The 16,981-nt window shown below is 61.5% G+C and carries 17 protein-coding genes; 8 read left to right on the plus strand and 9 right to left on the minus strand.

Going from position 1 to position 16,981, the window contains the following annotated elements; translation table 11 throughout:
* Positions 1 to 250: 250 nt before the first annotated feature.
* The 6 genes from ACO06J_RS05675 (at position 251) to ACO06J_RS05700 (ending at position 6,030) form a co-directional block, all read left to right on the plus strand.
* Positions 251 to 715 carry a hypothetical protein gene (locus ACO06J_RS05675; RefSeq protein ID WP_421759732.1) on the plus strand — a complete coding sequence of 155 codons (465 nt, stop codon included), beginning with the start codon at positions 251 to 253 and terminating at the stop codon, positions 713 to 715.
* A 96-nt stretch (positions 716 to 811) separates the two neighbouring features.
* Positions 812 to 1,135 (plus strand): hypothetical protein, encoded by a 324-nt coding sequence (locus ACO06J_RS05680; RefSeq protein ID WP_421759733.1) that lies wholly within the window; start codon positions 812 to 814, stop codon positions 1,133 to 1,135.
* Positions 1,136 to 1,730: 595 nt separating this feature from the next.
* On the plus strand, positions 1,731 to 3,263 hold the full coding sequence (locus ACO06J_RS05685) for an ABC-F family ATP-binding cassette domain-containing protein (protein WP_421759734.1): 1,533 nt from the start codon (positions 1,731 to 1,733) through the stop codon (positions 3,261 to 3,263).
* A gap of 266 nt (positions 3,264 to 3,529) precedes the next feature.
* Positions 3,530 to 4,075, plus strand: coding sequence for a PilZ domain-containing protein (locus ACO06J_RS05690; RefSeq protein WP_421759735.1), 546 nt, complete (start codon positions 3,530 to 3,532; stop codon positions 4,073 to 4,075).
* A gap of 68 nt (positions 4,076 to 4,143) precedes the next feature.
* Positions 4,144 to 4,836, plus strand: a complete 693-nt coding sequence (locus tag ACO06J_RS05695; RefSeq protein ID WP_421759736.1) for a PilZ domain-containing protein — start codon at positions 4,144 to 4,146, stop codon at positions 4,834 to 4,836.
* A 96-nt stretch (positions 4,837 to 4,932) separates the two neighbouring features.
* On the plus strand, positions 4,933 to 6,030 hold the full coding sequence (locus tag ACO06J_RS05700; protein WP_421759737.1) for a DUF4432 family protein: 1,098 nt from the start codon (positions 4,933 to 4,935) through the stop codon (positions 6,028 to 6,030).
* A gap of 152 nt (positions 6,031 to 6,182) precedes the next feature.
* Here the strand turns inward: ACO06J_RS05700 and arsC are convergent, their stop codons facing one another.
* The 5 genes from arsC to ACO06J_RS05725 all read right to left on the minus strand — a co-directional run bounded on the left by arsC (position 6,183) and on the right by ACO06J_RS05725 (position 9,192).
* Positions 6,183 to 6,605: an arsenate reductase (glutaredoxin) gene (arsC, locus tag ACO06J_RS05705; protein ID WP_421759738.1), complete on the minus strand. Its 423-nt coding sequence runs from the start codon at positions 6,603 to 6,605 to the stop codon at positions 6,183 to 6,185.
* Positions 6,602 to 7,270: an aquaporin gene (locus ACO06J_RS05710; protein WP_421759739.1), complete on the minus strand. Its 669-nt coding sequence runs from the start codon at positions 7,268 to 7,270 to the stop codon at positions 6,602 to 6,604. Before ACO06J_RS05710 ends, arsC begins: the two co-directional genes overlap by 4 nt.
* Positions 7,270 to 7,626 (minus strand): ArsR/SmtB family transcription factor, encoded by a 357-nt coding sequence (locus tag ACO06J_RS05715; RefSeq protein WP_421759740.1) that lies wholly within the window; start codon positions 7,624 to 7,626, stop codon positions 7,270 to 7,272. The genes ACO06J_RS05710 and ACO06J_RS05715 overlap by 1 nt, the downstream gene beginning before the upstream one ends.
* Positions 7,627 to 7,689: 63 nt before the next feature.
* Positions 7,690 to 8,676 (minus strand): DUF808 domain-containing protein, encoded by a 987-nt coding sequence (locus ACO06J_RS05720; RefSeq protein WP_421759741.1) that lies wholly within the window; start codon positions 8,674 to 8,676, stop codon positions 7,690 to 7,692.
* A 117-nt stretch (positions 8,677 to 8,793) separates the two neighbouring features.
* Complete coding sequence (locus ACO06J_RS05725) at positions 8,794 to 9,192, minus strand: hypothetical protein (protein ID WP_421759742.1); 399 nt, start codon at positions 9,190 to 9,192, stop codon at positions 8,794 to 8,796.
* Positions 9,193 to 9,358: 166 nt separating this feature from the next.
* Here ACO06J_RS05725 and ACO06J_RS05730 point away from each other — a divergent pair, with 166 nt between their 5' ends.
* Entirely contained in the window at positions 9,359 to 10,153 is a 795-nt protein-coding gene (locus tag ACO06J_RS05730) for a phosphodiesterase (protein ID WP_421759743.1), read from the plus strand.
* A gap of 3 nt (positions 10,154 to 10,156) precedes the next feature.
* Here ACO06J_RS05730 and ACO06J_RS05735 read toward each other — a convergent pair whose 3' ends face one another.
* On the minus strand, positions 10,157 to 10,576 hold the full coding sequence (locus ACO06J_RS05735) for a VOC family protein (protein WP_421759744.1): 420 nt from the start codon (positions 10,574 to 10,576) through the stop codon (positions 10,157 to 10,159).
* 251 nt (positions 10,577 to 10,827) lie between these two features.
* Here ACO06J_RS05735 and ACO06J_RS05740 point away from each other — a divergent pair, with 251 nt between their 5' ends.
* Entirely contained in the window at positions 10,828 to 12,423 is a 1,596-nt protein-coding gene (locus tag ACO06J_RS05740) for an alpha-L-fucosidase (protein WP_421759745.1), read from the plus strand.
* A 776-nt stretch (positions 12,424 to 13,199) separates the two neighbouring features.
* On the opposite strand, the gene ACO06J_RS05745 is transcribed toward ACO06J_RS05740, so the two are convergent.
* The 3 genes from ACO06J_RS05745 to ACO06J_RS05755 form a co-directional block, all read right to left on the minus strand.
* On the minus strand, positions 13,200 to 13,577 hold the full coding sequence (locus ACO06J_RS05745) for a hypothetical protein (RefSeq protein ID WP_421759746.1): 378 nt from the start codon (positions 13,575 to 13,577) through the stop codon (positions 13,200 to 13,202).
* A 197-nt stretch (positions 13,578 to 13,774) separates the two neighbouring features.
* Positions 13,775 to 14,467: a hypothetical protein gene (locus ACO06J_RS05750; protein WP_421759747.1), complete on the minus strand. Its 693-nt coding sequence runs from the start codon at positions 14,465 to 14,467 to the stop codon at positions 13,775 to 13,777.
* Between the two features lie 44 nt (positions 14,468 to 14,511).
* Positions 14,512 to 16,944 carry an SIR2 family protein gene (locus tag ACO06J_RS05755; RefSeq protein WP_421759748.1) on the minus strand — a complete coding sequence of 811 codons (2,433 nt, stop codon included), beginning with the start codon at positions 16,942 to 16,944 and terminating at the stop codon, positions 14,512 to 14,514.
* Between the last annotated feature and the right edge of the window lie 37 nt (positions 16,945 to 16,981).

The raw sequence follows: 16,981 nt of genomic DNA on the forward strand, positions 1-16,981 counted from the left end.
GGGCCGCATCGAATCGCGGCCGGACAATTTCTAGCATAATGCCGGATTGGGTGGGTTAAGCGGGGGAGGTACGGGGCGGGGGCGGCGGTGTCAACCGGTGGGACAAAATGTGAACAGATATGGGGACCCGCCTTGCTTCCGCCGCGTTGCTGAACCGCAGATGAACGCCTGGTTACGGGGTGGTTCACCCGGGTGGGGGTAGAACGCAATCAACGCTGCCGTATTGGGCAGCTTATCCAGGAGTATTCAAATGGCACTTTCATCCCTCAAGTCCGTTGGCCGCGCTGCCATTGTTGCGCTGACCCTCGGTGCAGCCAGCCTCTCGGCTGTGCCCGCGCAAGCAGCGTCGCCGTCGTTCAGCCTGCAGCTGGGCATCGGCAATGATGGCGGGGTGATGGGCTTTGACGGCAACCGTGCGCCGCGCGGCTTTTTCCCGATCAAGAAGTGCCTGAGCAACAGCCAGGTGGTGCGTGGTCTTGAGCGCTATGGCTTCGACGACGTCGATGTCGTGCGCAAGCTGAGCAACACCCGTGTGCTGGCGATCGGCGAATGGGACGGCCGCTACTACTCGATGAAGGTGAACAAGTGCACGGGCGAAGTGTACGAAGTACGCAAGCTGCAGAAGAACCGCGACTACTTCGTTGGTCGTCCTGACCGGCCGTTTGGCGGGTTCGGCGTGGAGCGTGATGGGTTCTCGTTCCAGTTCAACTTCTAACATTGCCTCCGGCGGAAGCCGGTCTATCGAGCTTCCGCCAGATCCCGGTCCGCAAGGGCCGGGATTTGCCTTTCCCGAACTGAAGGAGAAACGAAAATGACGATCGCAAATGTTGTTCGTGTGGCCGTTCTGGGTGTGATGCTGGCGGGCGCGACGGTTCCCGCGCAGGCTGCCAGCGTGCAGCTTGGGTTTGGGTTCGGTGATGGTTTCGGCCTCCACCGGCCGGTCATCTGCATCGAACTGACGGACCGGCAGATCCGGCAGGCGGTGCGGAACCGGGGGTACAGCAATGTGTACCTCAACGTCGCCAACAATCACCGCATCCAGGTGCGGGCGACGAAGGGCGACTGGGTCTACCTGCTGAAGGTCAGTACCTGCACGGGTACGATTTTGGAGCGGGATAAACTTCGCCCGGCCTGAGGAAAACTAGAGTGTTTTCAATGTGCCCGTACCGCCCTGCGGTGCGGGCGCGTTGTTTTGGTGCAGGCTGTTCAGACTTCCTTTGCTTTTGCGAAAAGGTTTCTTAAGCGCCCGCCGTTATTGTCCTCGACATACGGTTTCCAGTTCCGAGTATCCGTATGAGTGACAGGCTTGGTCTCGCGTATCCTGGGGTCAAACCACCGTCACTCATCCACAGCAGATGGTTGCAGGCCGGATTGAAGAGTTTTGCGTACCGGCTTGCCCATCTTGCCTTGGGCCGCACCGCGATGATCGCCATCGCCGCGACGATGTTCTACCTCGCATAGCGCCGCCTCCGCTGCCGGCATTTGCCAAGCGTCGCCGATCACGGTAACAGTTGATCGTCGCAACGCTGGCCGCGAGGAGGGTCATGTTCATGTCTGTGTATTTTGACCACCGTTGCCGTGGACCTGTTGCCGCCCTGCAGCTGAAGTTGCAGGGCTGACCGCAGGGGTCCTGACGATCGTTTCGTCTCATTGATTCCGGGTTTGCCCGACCGATTGCCTCGCGTGAGCTGAGGCGCCTGACGGACACACCCAGACCCAAGAGATTGAATATGGCCTCGATCAGCCTCAAAGACCTTTCCATCATCGCCAGCGAACCGCTGTTCCACGACCTCAGCCTTGTGATCGCCGATGGCGACCGGGTGGGGCTGGTGGCCGGAAATGGCAATGGCAAGACATCACTGCTCCGCGTGATCGCTGGGCTCGCGGAGCCTGCCACCGGCGACGTGGTGTGCTCGCGCGGGTTGCGCATTGGATATGTAGAGCAGGATGTACCCAAGGCGCTCCATGCCATGACGATGCGCGACGCCGTGCTCGACGCGATGCCGGCAGCCGACCGGGAGACGGATGGCTGGAAGGCGGATGTGGCGCTGGATGGGTTCGAGACGCCCTATGAGTTGCGCGACCGCCTGGTGGGGGAACTGAGCGGCGGCTGGCAGCGGCTGATGCTGATTGCGCGGGTGTGGGTGACCGAGCCCGACGCGCTGCTGATGGACGAGCCGACCAACCATTTGGACCTAGCCAAGATCTACCAGTTGGAGCGCTGGCTCAACACGGAGGCCCGCGGGGTGCCGGCGCTGATCGCCAGCCATGACCGGGAGTTTCTCGACGAGGTCACCAACCGAACGCTGTTTCTGCGGCCCGGGACTTCGCGCTACTTCAGTTTGCCGTTCTCCCAGGCGCGGGAGGCGCTGGCTGAAGAGGACGCGGCGCACGAGGCGCAGAACGAACGCGACATGAAAGAGGCGGGGAAGCTCAGGAAGCAGGCCGCCAAGCTGAACAATATCGGCATCAACTCGGGTAGCGACCTGCTTGTGGTCAAGACCAAGCAGCTTCGTGAGCGGGCTGCACGGATCGAGCAGGCGGTGCGGCCGACCCATCGCGAGCGCTCGGGAGAGATCCGGCTCGAGAGCCGTGACACTCATGCCAAGCTGCTGGTGGGGATCGAGAACCTGACGGTGACGACGCCTAGCGGACAGGCGCTGTTCAAGATCGACAAGCTGCATATCTTCCAGGGCGATCGGATCGTATTGCTGGGGCAGAACGGCATCGGCAAATCGCAGTTCGTGAAGTTGCTGCGCCAGGCGATCGTTGCGCCGGGAAGCGTGGTGGGGATCAAGGTCACACCGTCGGTTGTGCTGGGTTACACAGACCAGGATATGTCGCAGCTGCCACCCGACGATACGCCGGAGAACCTTATTTCGACGGCGTTCAAGGTGCCGGATGCGCGGGTGCGGAGCCTCTTGGCTGCGGCGGGGTTTGCGCTCGAAAAGCAGGGCAAGCCGATCCGGCAGCTCAGTTTTGGGCAGCGGGCGCGCCTGGGATTGCTGGCATTGCGGCTGACCACGCCGAATTTCTATCTGATGGATGAGCCGACCAACCATGTCGATATCGTTGGGCGTGAGGCGCTTGAGGGCGAGATACTGCAACAGGAGGCGACGGGCGTGGTGGTGTCACATGATCGGAGCTTCGTTCGAACGGTTGGCAACAGATATGTGTTGATTGAGGGCAAGAAACTGAAAGACGTTCCGGGTCCGGAAGCGTTCTTTGAATTCATGGCGAGTGCGACGCAGTCCGATAGGTAAGCGCTGTACCAGTCGATCTGAGTATCTGCAGCGGGAGATACCAATCATGTTGAGAAACGCCAGCGCCACGGGTGCCAACAGTAACCACTAATTCACAAAAGCGGCGCTCAATTGTGCGCTGGTGGTTTTAGGGGAACTTGGCAATGGGCTCAGCGAGGGGTGGGGGCGCGCAGCGCGCGCTTGAACAACGCGAAGAGGTTCGCTTCAACGGTGCACTCGCTGGGAGCTTTTCGCTTTCAGGGGGGAGAAGTGCAGGGCCCGGCGGCATGCAGGCATTTGCATGCCGGATCACCAGTATTTCAGCTTCAGGCCTGGTGCTGGTGGCCCCGGTGCAGGGTCAGATTGGCGAAGCGGTGCTCGTCGATGTCGAAGGCTATGGGATCGTGCGCTGCGAAGTGCAGCAGCTCCGCGAAGACGGTTTTGTGTGCCGCACGCTGCTGACCGACGACCAGATCCGCCGCCTCGACACCTGGGTGGGCTGGCTGCGCCGCCGTGGCGGACGCATCAGTGGCGACAAGCGCGGACATATGCGGCTCAAGCCAAGGGATGCGCGGACGACGCTGACGTTGAGCGATGGCACGGCAGTGCGCGGCCTCGTGACGGACCTCTCACGCTCCGGTGCCGCGGTATCCACCGACTGTATGCTCGAAATGGGCAGTCTGGTGGTAGTGGGACATGTGCCGGCGCGGGTGGTGCGGGCGCTTGCGGTTGGTTTTGCGGTTGAGTTTGAGCGCGTGCTGGAGGCCAAAGAGGCGGACACGCTGGTTACGGGTTTTGAACCTATGGCTGTCACTATCGCGGCAGCAATTTAGGACGCAGTTGCTGTAGTATCGAATGTTCGAACCGGCGGTTGCGTCATTTTGTGTTTTTTGGGGACGCAATGGGCGCTGTAGCTTCAAGCTTTGCAATTGATGAGCGCAAGCTCGCCGATATCCGCTTTATCGGCGACTTGATGGGGACCTATGTGTTGCTGAACTCAGCAAACACCGAGGGCCGGGTTCAGGTATTTTCGTGCCGGGCGCGCAGCATTTCGGCGCGCGAGGCGGTGGTCAATGCGCCGGTTGCCGGGGCAGTTGGCGATCCGCTGACGGTGAATTTTGAAGGCTTGGGCGTGCTGCAGGGGCAGGTGGCGCGTGTCATGACCGGCGGCTTTGTGATCAAGATCAACTCAAGTTACGAAGACGCTGTGCAACTGGCCGTCAAGATCGAATGGATGAAGCGCCGCAAGTTGAAAACCGTCTCTGAGCGCCGCGAGCACAAGCGCGTGCTGCCGCGTGAGACGCAGGCCATGCTGATCATGGGCGGTGGGCAAAAGATGAGCTGCATGCTGGTGGACATGTCGCAGTCGGGCGTGGCGGTTTCGGCTGCGGTGACACCGAAGGTTGGCACGCTGATGGCTGTCGGGGCCATTCCCGGACATGTGGCCCGGCACTTTGAAGGCGGGTTCGCGATACATTTTGCCGAACTGCAAAAGCTCGATCGCCTTGAGGGCCTGCTGACGCTGAAGACCGGTGAGAACCGGGTGCTGGCGGCGCAGGCAATTGCCGAGGCCGCGCAGAAATCCGGCGAGTAGCGCGCGCCGCGTCGTTTCGGCTCTGCCTTGTTTTGAAAGGGTGTTCCGCCAACCGGTGACGGCCTGCTATTGCTATCGACAAAAAGGGAGGAGTCGATGGCGATGAATAGCAATGAGGTGGTGCTCGACCTGTCGGCCGTGCAGTTTGAGGGCAAGGAGCGACAGCTGGCGACGCATGGCGGACTGTCGGTCAGCGTGTTCCGCTTTGCCTCGGGCATTGCCGCGGTGAGGGTTCGCAATACGGTCGGCGAGATTGTGGTGTTGCCCTATCATGGGCACCAGATCTGGGATGCGACGTTTCATGGCCGGCGGCTGACCATGGCATCGGTGTTCGACGAGCCGGTGGCGACTGGCGAATATGTGAAGAACTACGGCGCGTTCCTTGTTCATTGCGGGGCCAATGCGATCGGCAATCCGGCGCCAAACGACACCCACCCGCTGCACGGGGATATTCCGAACGCGACGTTTCAGCAGGCTGGCCTGATACTGGGCCGGGACGATGCTGGGGCGTATGTCGAGGTGACCGGCACCGCGACAATGCGCGCTGCTTTCAGCCATCACTACGATTTCCAGCCGGTGGTGCGCCTGCGAGAGACGAGCGGGAAGGTCGAGCTCGATGTGACCATCACCAACCATCGCGCCAAGCCGATGGAGCTGATGTACATGGCGCATGTCAACTTCAGGCCGGTCGATGGGGCGGTGCTTCTCGACACAGTGCCCGATGAAGCCAAGCACTTCCGGGTGCGCACGCATCTGCCAAGCTATGCGGCGGGTACGCAGGCCTATCGCCACCTGTTGACCGGATTTCAGGCGGACCCGGCATCGCACCGGAAGATCGTGGCGGGCAGGGCGGTGGACCCCGAACTGGTTGCGGGGATGGATTTCAAGGCGGGACCGGATGGCTGGGCGCACTCGATGCAACTGCTGCCAGACGGTACGGCCGACATCATCAGCCACCGGACGGCCGAACTTGACCATGGCGTGCGCTGGATGACCCGCAATGGCGACGAGGATGCGCTGGGCCTGTTCCTGCCGGCGACGTCGGATGCGGACGGCCGGGAAGCGGAGCGCAAGAAGGGCAACGTGAAGCAATTGGCGCCGGGCGCCAGCTTCAAGACCAAGGTGGTGTTTGGCGGGCTGACGGCGGCGGAAGCGAAGGACGCCGCGGCGGTGATCGCGAAGATCAGGGGCTAATATCAGGTTGGGTACCGACCGCCTGCGCTAGTTAGGTCTTCTCAGCATCTGTGCGCAGCGCCGATGACTTACCGGCTTCCTTCCCCCACCCTTGATCCCTCCCCGCAACGGGGGAGGGAGACGACTGAGGGATCGGCATTGACTGGTTTGGTTTAGCGGACCCGCTTCCCTTTGGCGTCGATGATGACTTCGCCGTCTTCCTTGGTAAAGGGGCCGATATCGGGGTTGGTCAGGATATCGAGCACCAACTCTGACGGACGGCAGAGACGCACGCCTTTGTCGGTGACGACGAAGGGGCGGTTGATGAGGATGGGGTGCACGAGCATTGCGTCGAGCAGTTGCCCGTCGGTCAGCGCCGCGTTGGCGAGGCCGAGCTGATCGTAGGGCGTATCCTTGATGCGGATCGCCTGGCGGATTGTGAGGCCAGCGGCATAGATCATGGTGATCAGGTGCTCGCGGCTGGGCGGGTTTTCCACGTAGAGGATGATCTCGGGCTCGGTGCCGCTCTGCCGGATCATGGCGAGGGTGTTGCGCGAGGTGCCGCAATCGGGGTTGTGGTAGATGGTGATGGTCATGTTGCGGTCTCGGTGCTGGGGCGCAGGAGCCAGGCCATGAGGCCCCACGCGATGAGGGCGCCGGCCAGTTGCGCGAGAACGAAGGCGGGGACGTCAGCGGGGCGGATGCCGGAAAAGGTATCGGTCAGGGCCCGGGCGACGGTGACGGCCGGGTTGGCGAACGAGGTGGAGGCGGTGAACCAGTAGGCGGCGGTGATGTAGAGGCCGACGAGCCAGGGTACAGCGCTGCGCTGGAATTTCATGCCGCTAAGGATCACGGCGACGAGGCCGAAGGTGGCGACCGCTTCGGCGAGCCACTGGGCGCCGCCACTGCGCAAGTGCCGGGAGGCTTCGATGAGCGGCAGGGCAAACATGGCGTGGGCGGCGATTGTGCCAAGGATGCCGCCGACAATCTGTGCTGCGGCGTAGAGCACCGCCTCGCGAACGGCGAGTTCGCGACGGAGCGCGAAGATCAGGCTGACGGCGGGGTTGAAGTGGGCGCCGGAAATCGGGCCGAGAATGATGATCAGCACCACGAGGATGGCGCCGGTGGGCAGCGTGTTGCCCAGGAGCGCCACCGCCGTGTCGGTGGTGAGGCTTTGCGCCATGATGCCCGAGCCGACGACGGTGGCGACAAGGAGGGCGGTGCCGAGTGCTTCGGCAAAGAGGCGGCGCGGCAGATCCATCAGCAGCGTGCTCCGCTGGCGGAGGTGCAGCAGGGGGTGAACTCGGCGACGAGCGGCTCGCAGAGTTCAGGCCGGCCGCCGCAGCAATCGTTGACGAGGAAGCTGGTCAGCTCGCGGACGCGGTCGATCTCGGCGCGATAGACGACGGTTCGGCTGACACGCTCCGACGAGATCAGCCCGGCGCGGGTGAGGATGGCGAGGTGGGTGGACATGGTGTTCTGCGGCACATCGAGCAGGCGCGCGACCTCACCGGCGGGCAGACCGTCCGGCTCGTGGCGCATGATGAGGCGGAACGCGGCGAGGCGGGTTGATTGCGCGAGCGCGGCGAAGGTGTCGGTGGCGGCAGATGGTTCCATATATCGAGGGATATCGATGCGATGGGGCGGATGCAAATGAAGGTTTGATGACAGTGTGGGTGGCTAGCGGCCGAGGAGGTTGGCGACGGCGCGGCGCACGCGTCGCCAGGTGGGGACGATGACGCGGCTCACGACGGGGATCAGCAATGCGCCGAGGGCGAGGCCGAAGATGCCGTCGGCGAGAATGAGGGTCAGCTCGCTCAGGAAGCCGGAGAGGGCGGGGATCAGGGTGCCGGCGGTGTGCGCGAGTTCCTCGATGAGGTGCTCGAGCTGGGGCAGGCCGATGCTGGCGAGGCCGTGGATGGCGATGCCGCCGCCGACCCAGATCATGGCGGCGGTGCCGACGACGCTGAGGATCTGCATGACATAGGGCATGGCGACGAGGATGAAGCGGCCGGTGGCGCGGCCGAGCGGGGTGAACGCGTGGCGGGCCATGGCGAGGCCGATATCGTCGGCTTTGACGATCAGCGCCACGGCGCCATAGACGGCGAGCGTGATGCCGAGGCCGACGATGGCGAGCGCCAGCGCCTGCTGCCAGAACGGCATGGAGGGGAGGGCGCCGAGCGCGATGGTCATGATTTCGGCCGAGAGGATGAAATCGGTCTGGATAGCGCCGGCGATACGGGCGTTTTCCTGCGCCTTGGGATCGGCAGCGTCGCCCTCGACTTCGGCCTCGTGGGCGTGGCCCTCGTGCGGCATCAGCGCTTCGTAGATCTTTTCGGCGCCTTCGTAGCAGAGGTAGGCGCCGCCGAACATCAGCAGTGGGGTGATGATCCAGGGGGCGAAAAAGCTGAGCGCCAGCGCGGCGGGGAGGAGGATGAGGAGCTTGTTCTTTACCGAGCCCACCGCGATGCGCGCCACGATGGGGAGTTCGCGGTTGGCGGCAAAGCCGGTGACGTAGTTGGGGGTGACGGCGGTATCGTCGATGACGGCGCCGGCGGCCTTGAGGCCGGCCTTGGCGGCCTGGCCGGCGACATCGTCGATCGAGGCGGCGGCGACCTTGGCGAGGGCGGTGACGTCATCGAGCAATCCGAGCAGTCCAACACTCACGTTTCGTCACTCCTTGTGGCACCGGTCGGCAGCATTTCGGGATGCGCAGGCGGCAGCGCAAGTGGAATGAGCGCCTAGCAGGTATGCCGGGGCGGCGAAAGCGACGATGGTGCTGAGCTAGACGAGGATGAAATCGTGGCGTTCGAGATAGAGCGCATAGGCAGTGTCTTCGCCCACCAGCGTTTCGATGGCCCAGGCCTTGTAGTGATGGCCGTCCTTTTCCATGACGCCGACTTCGACGACGTTGACCACGGTGCCGGTAGGCGCGATGGCCATGCACATAGGCTCGTCGCTGTCGTTGGTGGTGAGCCGGAAGTTGGCATAGGCGTCATCGGGGGCTGCGGCGGTGGCGATGGCGCGCACTTCCTCGAGCGTGTCGCAGAACACGGTGCCGTTGAATACCGGATCGACGAAGGTGTGGGTGGTGCCGGCCAGTGGCGGTGCGGCAAGGGCGGGGGCCGCGAGCGCGAGGATGGCAACAAGTGCCGTCGACCTTATGGTCCAATGGGCCATCATACCTGCTTTCTGAGCCGCACGGACTCGCTTGCATGACACTGGTATGACGGTAGGGCGACATTGTTGTCATAATCAACAGAGCCGACGGCGGTGGTGAAAAGCGTCCGGCGTCATCGGCGGGTCACCTGGTCGCGCTAGGTGGGAGCGGAACCGGCTGGAGACGAAAATGACGCTGAAATTTGTGGTGATGAGCGACCTGCACCTGGTGCGCGAGGGCGAAGTGTCGATGACGCTGGACACGGCGGCGCGGCTCGAGGCGGCGGTGGAGGCGGTCAATGCGCGCTATGCCGATGCGGATTTCTGCGTCCTCGCGGGCGACCTGGCGGACCTTGGCGAAGCGGAGGCGTATGGGCGGCTGAAGACGATCATTTCGCAGCTAAAAATCCCGGTGCACATCACGCTCGGCAACCACGACGACCGGCCGGTGTTCCTCGAGGCGTTCGGCGCTGAATATGCGGGGGAGACCGGCAAGGTCGACAAGGTGATCGACCTCAAGGGCTATCGCATCATCATCCTCGATTCGTCCGAGCCCGGGCGCGTCGATGGTGTGCTGGAAGCGGCGCAGATCGACTGGCTGACGGTACGGCTCGCGGAAGCGATGGACCGGCCGGTGATCGTGATCCTCCACCACAACGCCAATGCGCTGCACATCGAATCCGACAGCATCCGCATGCTGGAGCCCGATGCGTTCATTGCGGCTTTAAAGACGCACCCGGATATCCGCCAGGTGATCGCCGGACATGTGCACCTCACCTCAACGGCGATGTATCGCGGGCTGCCGTTTACGACGCTGGCGGGCGGGCACTATTCGATCAGCTTCAACGTCGACCAGCCCGGCGTACCGTTCAAGCGGTTGGTTGGGCCGGGGCAGATGGCTGTGGTGGTGGGGACCGAGGACCGCACCACCGTGCTGTTTGAGGATTTCATCGACGGCAATGACGTGATCGACGTTGCCGAGTGATGATCAGCTGCGACCGGGGCCCGCGATGTTGACGAGCCAGCTGACGCCGAATTTGTCCACCAGCATGCCGAAGCTATCGCCCCAGGGCGCCTTGCTGAGCGGCATGGAGATTGTGGCGCCGTCGGAGAGCTTGTTCCAGTAGCCAGTGAGCTCGGCTTCGGCGTCACCGCTGAGGGAGACCGACATGGTGTTGCCGGGGTTGTAGCCGAAATGCGGCGGGGTGTCGGACAGCATCAGCCAGTAGCCGGAGGGCGAGATCAACTGCGAGTGCATGATCTTGTCGGCGTCGGCAGGGTCGTGCTGCATGCCGCCTTCGGCATAGGTCATCGTGGTGAACTCGCCGCCGAAGACGGAGTGGTAGAAGGTCACCGCCGCGCGGGCGTTGCCGTTGAAGTTGAGATAGGGGTTGAGCCGAGTGGCCATCGTTTCCTCCTCCGATGTGAGGCGGCAGTGTAGGCCGCAGGGGATGGCAGGAACAAGACGTCGCGAGGCGAGGGGGTTTTGGCGCATCTCGTCCGCGGTGGGAGGCATTTCGGATCTTGATAACGTTTCAAGTTTGTTGACATCCCGCGGCATCCTGGTTCACCCCTCAGGCAATGGTTGGTGCGGGGAGGTGGCCTTCAGAGGACGTCTCCTGTTCGGAATGGGCACCCTTGGGACTGAGGACGGGCAGGATGAACACGACCACGCTGGATATCGTTGGCGACACGCGGATCGAGGGGCCATTTGCGGCCGATTGGGCGTCGCTGAAGGCCGGATATCGGGTGCCGGACTGGTATCGGGATGCCAAGTTCGGGCTCTGGGCGCATTGGGGGCCGCAATGCGTGCCGGAGGCGGGCGACTGGTATGCCCGGCACATGTATATCCAGGGCACGCCGCAATATGAGCACCACGTGCGCCATTATGGGCACCCGGCCGATGTCGGCTTTATCGAAATCCAGCGGCAGTGGCAGGCTGAGAACTGGGATCCGGATGACCTGCTCAGCCTCTACAAGGCGGCTGGTGCCCGGTATTTCGTCGCCATGGCCAACCACCACGACAATTTTGACGCGTGGGATTCGCGCTGGCATCCTTGGAACAGCACGCGGATCGGGCCGAAGCGCGACATCATCGGTACCTGGGCGGAGCGGGCGCGGGCCCATGGGTTGCGGTTCGGGGTGAGCAACCACGCGGCCCACGCCTGGCACTGGTTCCAGACCGCCTATGGCTATGACCCGGAGGGCCCGCGGGCCGGGGAGCGCTATGATGCGTTCCGGCTTGGGCGCAAAGACGGGGCCGGCAAATGGTGGGATGGGCTCGACCCGCAGGAGGTTTATGCCGGCGCCGTGATGCCGATGCCTGATGGCATCACCGATGCCAAGGCGGCGGAGGACTGGCACGAGGCGCATGACCGGGTGTGGGAAGAGAAGCCGCCGCTGACGAACCCGATTTTCGTGCGCGACTGGTACCGGCGGTGCAAGGACCTGATCGACAGCTACGATCCGGACCTCGTTTATTTCGACAATTTCGACCTGCCGCTCGGGCAGGCCGGGCTCGATATAGCGGCGCATTTCTATAACCGCTCGATCGCGAAGCGGGGCGGGCTCGACGTGGTGCTCAACACCAAGGAATTGCCCGAGCACCGGCAGGGGGCGCTGGTGGAGGATGTGGAGCGGGGCTTCCGGTCGAGCATTGTGCCGGAGGTCTGGCAGACCGATACCTGCATCGGCGAGTGGCACTACAAGCGCGAGATCTTTGAGCGCAAGGCGTACATGAAGGCCGATGCCGTGGTGCACCGACTCACCGATGTGGTGGCCAAGAACGGCAATCTGCTGCTCAGCATTCCGATGCGGGGCGACGGCACGATCGACAGCGAGGAGCGCGCCATTGTGACCGCCGTGGGCGAGTGGATGGAGCGGTTTGGCGCGGCGATCCACGAGACGCGGCCCTGGCGGGTGTTCGGCGAGGGGCCGACCGAGGTCAAATCGGGCCAGTTCGGCGAAGGCGCGGCGGCGCCGTTCACCGGCGCGGATATCCGCTTCACGACCCGGCCCGATGCGCTGTTTGCCACAACGCTTGGCGTTGCCGCGCCGACGCTGACGATCGCGTCGCTGAGGACTGGCGGGCAGCTGGTCAGCGGCGAGGTTGGGCGGGTGGAAGTTGTCGGTGGCGGAGAGGCGCTGGCCTTCAGGCGCGACGAAAAGGGCCTGCATGTCGAGGTGCCCGAGGGGGCGCGGCATGGGTTCGGGACGGCGTTCAGGATCATGGGCGACGGGCTGGTTGAGGAGTGATGGGTTCGGCTGGCGGGAACAAGGCGGCGTGACTAAGCGCCCGATGGCGTGGGCCTCGGGGGTCTTGAAGGTAGACGGATCCGGCGTGGCTTCAGCCTACGCGGGTAGTCCGCAGTTTGGATGGCCGTCGCCACGCCGGATCATCGGGGTCTGAGTTAGGCGTCCGGCATCGGGGAGCGTACTGGCCGGTGCGCCTCGCGACTTGTTACCAAGACGGAGCCTGACCGGTCGGTCGGTTGCCAATACCATCGGCCCGCCAGGGAACGACTTCCCTGGCTCCCGATACCCCCACCGTTCGTTCGTCGCGACCGCGTCCGTGTGGGGGACGAGGGCAATATACATCGGGCGGAGATGGCGGGGATAAGTGGTGCCAAGTCACTGATGGTGCACACAAATTCGGTGTCATAGCTGCGGAGGCAGGGACCCAATTTTCCGTCTGCGCGGGGGGCAGCTGCCGTTGGGATGAGGGGTGGCGGTGACCGATATTGTTGCAATTAGGACCTATTTGCAAGACATGAGGCGGTGTGGAACTGTTTCTTTGGGAGGGCAGGAGGGCAGGAGGGCAGGAGGTGCGGGAGGTGCGGGAGGGCAGGAGGGCAGGAGGGAGGGAGGGTGGGGGCAGGAGGGAGGGAGGGTGGGGGCAGGAGGGAGGGAGGGTGGGGGTAGGAGGGTAGGAGGGTAGGAGGGTAGGAGGGTAGGAGGGTAGGAGGGTAGGAGGGTAGGAGGGTAGGAGGGTAGGAGGAGGAGGGAGGGAGGAGGGAGGGAGGAGGAGGGGGTTACTTGTAGGCGCGTTCGTACTTTTCGAGAGCCCGGATGGCCTTGTCAACGCCGGAACTGGCGCGGCTGCGGATGTAGGTGAGGGAGGCCTTGAGGGTGAAGGCGTCGCCGGAATCGTGGGCGAGCACCAGCGCCTTGTAGTAGTCGACCTTGAGGCAGGTGACGCCCAGGATCTTGCCATGCATGTAGAGGCCGGAGGCATCCGTCATGCCGACCGGCGAGGCGTTTTCGCGCGCGACGATTTCGGCGCAGAGCGCCTTGATCTCGTCCCTGGAGGCGTTGGAGTCGATGTTGTTGTAGAGCGATTGCTTGGGCAGCAGCTTTGAACCGCCCTTGGCCGACGCTTCGGTGATGCCGGCGCTGGTTACGATGACCAATCCAAGCACAAGTATAGATGAGAGTATGTTGTGTCGCATAAATGATGCCCCGATTTTGTGCCACGCTACGATTGGCGGGACGCAGTAACAAGGGCAAAAGGCGCCACTGGCGCCTTTTGCCCTGTGGGACGGTTCGAAGTCCCTCAAGGGGAGAAGGCGACCACCGAGAGGCTGATGCGAAGCTCGTCGTAGAAAGGCTACGGCTTGATCTTTTTCAGGGCGGCGATGGCTTTGGGGCTGCCGGATTGGGCTTTGTATTGGAGCTCGCGGTAGAAGGCGGCGCGGGTTTCGGTTTCGCCGATGGCGTCGAGCATGGCGAAGGCCTTCACGTAGTCAGCCTTGAGGCAGATTTCGCCCATGCGCATGCCGTAGAAATAGATCTGCGCCGCCTGGATTGTGTCGAGGCGGCTGCGATTGGCATTGGCGAGGACTTCGGCGCAGCGGGGGATGGCGGCGCGTTCGCGGGCGACGATCGAGGGATCGAGAATGGCCTCGATCTGGGAATAGGGCATCTCGTAGGGCGGGAGGATGAAGGGCGCCCGCTTGCGGCCGACGAACTGGAAGATATCGCCCGGGTCGCTATCGATGAGCTTTGAGCGGTAGAGCGCCAGCGTCTCACATTTTTTCGCCTTGCCCGGGTTGCGGGTGCGCGGGTGCCAGTACTGGTTGGGGTACTGAAAGCAGATTTCATCGCCCTCAAGGGACCACTGGCCGGGCGCGAGGCGATCATTGCCCGGATACCAGAGCAGCGTGCTGCCATCGGCGGCGAGATACTCGATCACCTGGCCTTGGCCGGGGATGAAGCTGTGCTGCGTGGTGCCGGCCAGCGAGGCGGCCTCAGCGGGAGTGAGGCAGAGGAGGGCGAGGGTTAGGGCGAGGAGGAGGCGCATGGGGGCTCGGTGTTCTCTGCGAAATGGAGATGGTTCGAGGCTCGTCACGCGTCCTCCGCGAGATCGGCTCCCGTGTCTGCTGAATGACCGGCCAAGCGCCTCTCCAGCCGCGTAATCGTTTGCCCTATCTCTGCATCTCCGAGATAATCCTCGGCGATCTTCAATCTTGAGATCGCTTCATCAAAGTACGCATAGTCCCCAGTCAGCCTATAGTATTCGATCCCCAATTCTCCAAATGCCGACAATATCAACTTATGATGCTGATAGCGATCGAGACCAGACACGGCCAACTCATAGGCCTGATTCAGGTAAACGATCCGGTCTTCCTGCAGAATTCCTGGAGTGCGAACGGCGCGCGCCACCATGAGTCGAACCTTGTAGCGGTGCACCGGACCGTCGGAGCCAAAATCCTTATTGAATAGCCGAATTTCAGTTTCAGCTTTCTCGAAATGGCCTTGATCAATAAGGTTCCTGATCAGCTTATGCCGAGGGACTCGCTCACCGGGCACATTTGAAATCATCTTCCTTAGCAGCCGATTCTGCACGTCCTTGTCAGGAATCCGAGGTATGCCTGAATCTATACTGCATAGCTCACGAAGAGATCGCAGTTCGATCTCATAGGTCGGCGATATGGCATCTATCACCTTATCAAATAGATCTACTATCTTGTCGATGTCCTGAAATTTGAATTTTGTGATGATGGATGAAATTACCGGATGACGGCACTGCCAGCCATAGACTCCGTATCGCTCATCTATCGAATACTCGGTTACAATGTCGGTGAGTCCCTTTAGTGCGGCCTCTATGTGATCAGCAGGAATCCCGAGTAGACGAATGACGAGTTGTCTGTGCACCCGGATGCCAGAAGTCTCCAGAGCGGCCACGTATCTATATACGTCCTGATATATATCGTTTACGGCAGCGAACTCTCGGAGTAGTATTTGGTCGATAGAGTCATTGGCGAATATGTTCTTCAGGCACACGAACATGTCCGACTGGCATCGATCTATGAGTCTCCGCCGCTTTTCTTGTCGACTGAAGCCGCTGAATTGATCCTCGACAAGTGCGCGGACGGCATCGCTTTGGTCAACGAGTTCGATCAGTCGTTCAATTTCATCTGGCGCGACCTTCGACAGCTTAAAATCTGCACCAAATCGTGCAATATTTGGTGACTTAACTCGAGGGTACCACTGACTTCGTGGTGCAACGGCGATTATCTTTAGATGGGCGTTGTCGACAGCTACTAGATGATCGACAAGTTCGTTTAGTTTCCATAGGTGCTGATGGGCGTCATCTATAATTAGGACTCCCACTTCCCCTTTTGCCTTTAGGTAGTCTGCGACAAGCGACCAACCTTCAACGCTAACTGGATGATCAGTATTGTGTTCCCAAGACCAACAATCGTCATCCGACATCTGGAGCACGGCCTGCCTTGCGGCGGTGGTTTTTCCTACGCCGCTGGCACCCAATAGAGTTGCTATCAGTGTGGCGTCCTTTGCAAAATGCTCCACAATTTGATCCGATACCTTTCGGCGAAACGTTTGCCCCGCCTTTATACTGGCGAATGTTGCAGGCCATCCGTTGAACATACCTGATGCATCCGGCGGTAGGGTCACAGCGTGGCGCACGTCGGTTGTTACTGGCCGAAGCATTGACGCGACGTCCAAAGGATCGCCGACGCTCACAGACTTTGTTTCCGTGGACAGCTTCGGAGCAAGGGCAGCAAAAAGCTCGTCAATGCCACCAAAAGCGCATGTCATTCCGCGGCGTTCAAATAGCGAGGCTCTGTTTTCATCCGCAGTGAATAGAAGGAGATAGATTCGAGATTGGCGTACCAAGGTGCCATTTATTGTGGCAGCTCGATCGATTATGTATCGAACGTCTTCATCGGCGAGGGAGTGGCCAACTATTACGAGGTCGGCGCCGGCTAAGTCACCCTTAAGGCGGTCGAAGAGATACTCGCGGAACTGGTTCGTGTGATCATAGTCGGCGTCTGTAATTATGATTCGTGAGTTGTTCCCGTCAACAATGTCCTTCTCAATTGTTCCGTGAATCTTGAAGACCTCGACTTCAGCCGGTTCCTTATCGGCGCGAAAGTCGAAATTCGAGGATATGACATCAGCCCGTTTCTTGCGAAGGGAGTAGGTTTGTTCAATTAGTGTGTCATAGTTGGTGGTAAAAATGCTTTTCCACGCATAGAGCGGAAGATTGCGAAGTCCCCCAGTGGGCTGCAATTCGCTGCAAAGTGATCTGAGCGTGGCAATGAGCTTGTGTCGGCCCCCAGGCTTTGCCTCTGCGAGACTGCTGATCTCCCGAAGGGTGTAACCATCTTTTGGAAGAGAGAATTCCTTTGCGATGGCATCGATTATTCTAGGAACGCTAGGGGCGCCTGATGGAATTGAGGAACCGGATCCAAACAACAGGACGGTTCGTCTCGGGTCGATCGATTTTGCGAGTTCGACAATTGATATGGTCACGGATAGAACCAAAAAAATGGGTCAGCTGCTGCAAGCT

The organism is Devosia sp., from assembly GCF_965229025.1.
Lineage (GTDB): Bacteria > Pseudomonadota > Alphaproteobacteria > Rhizobiales > Devosiaceae > Devosia_A.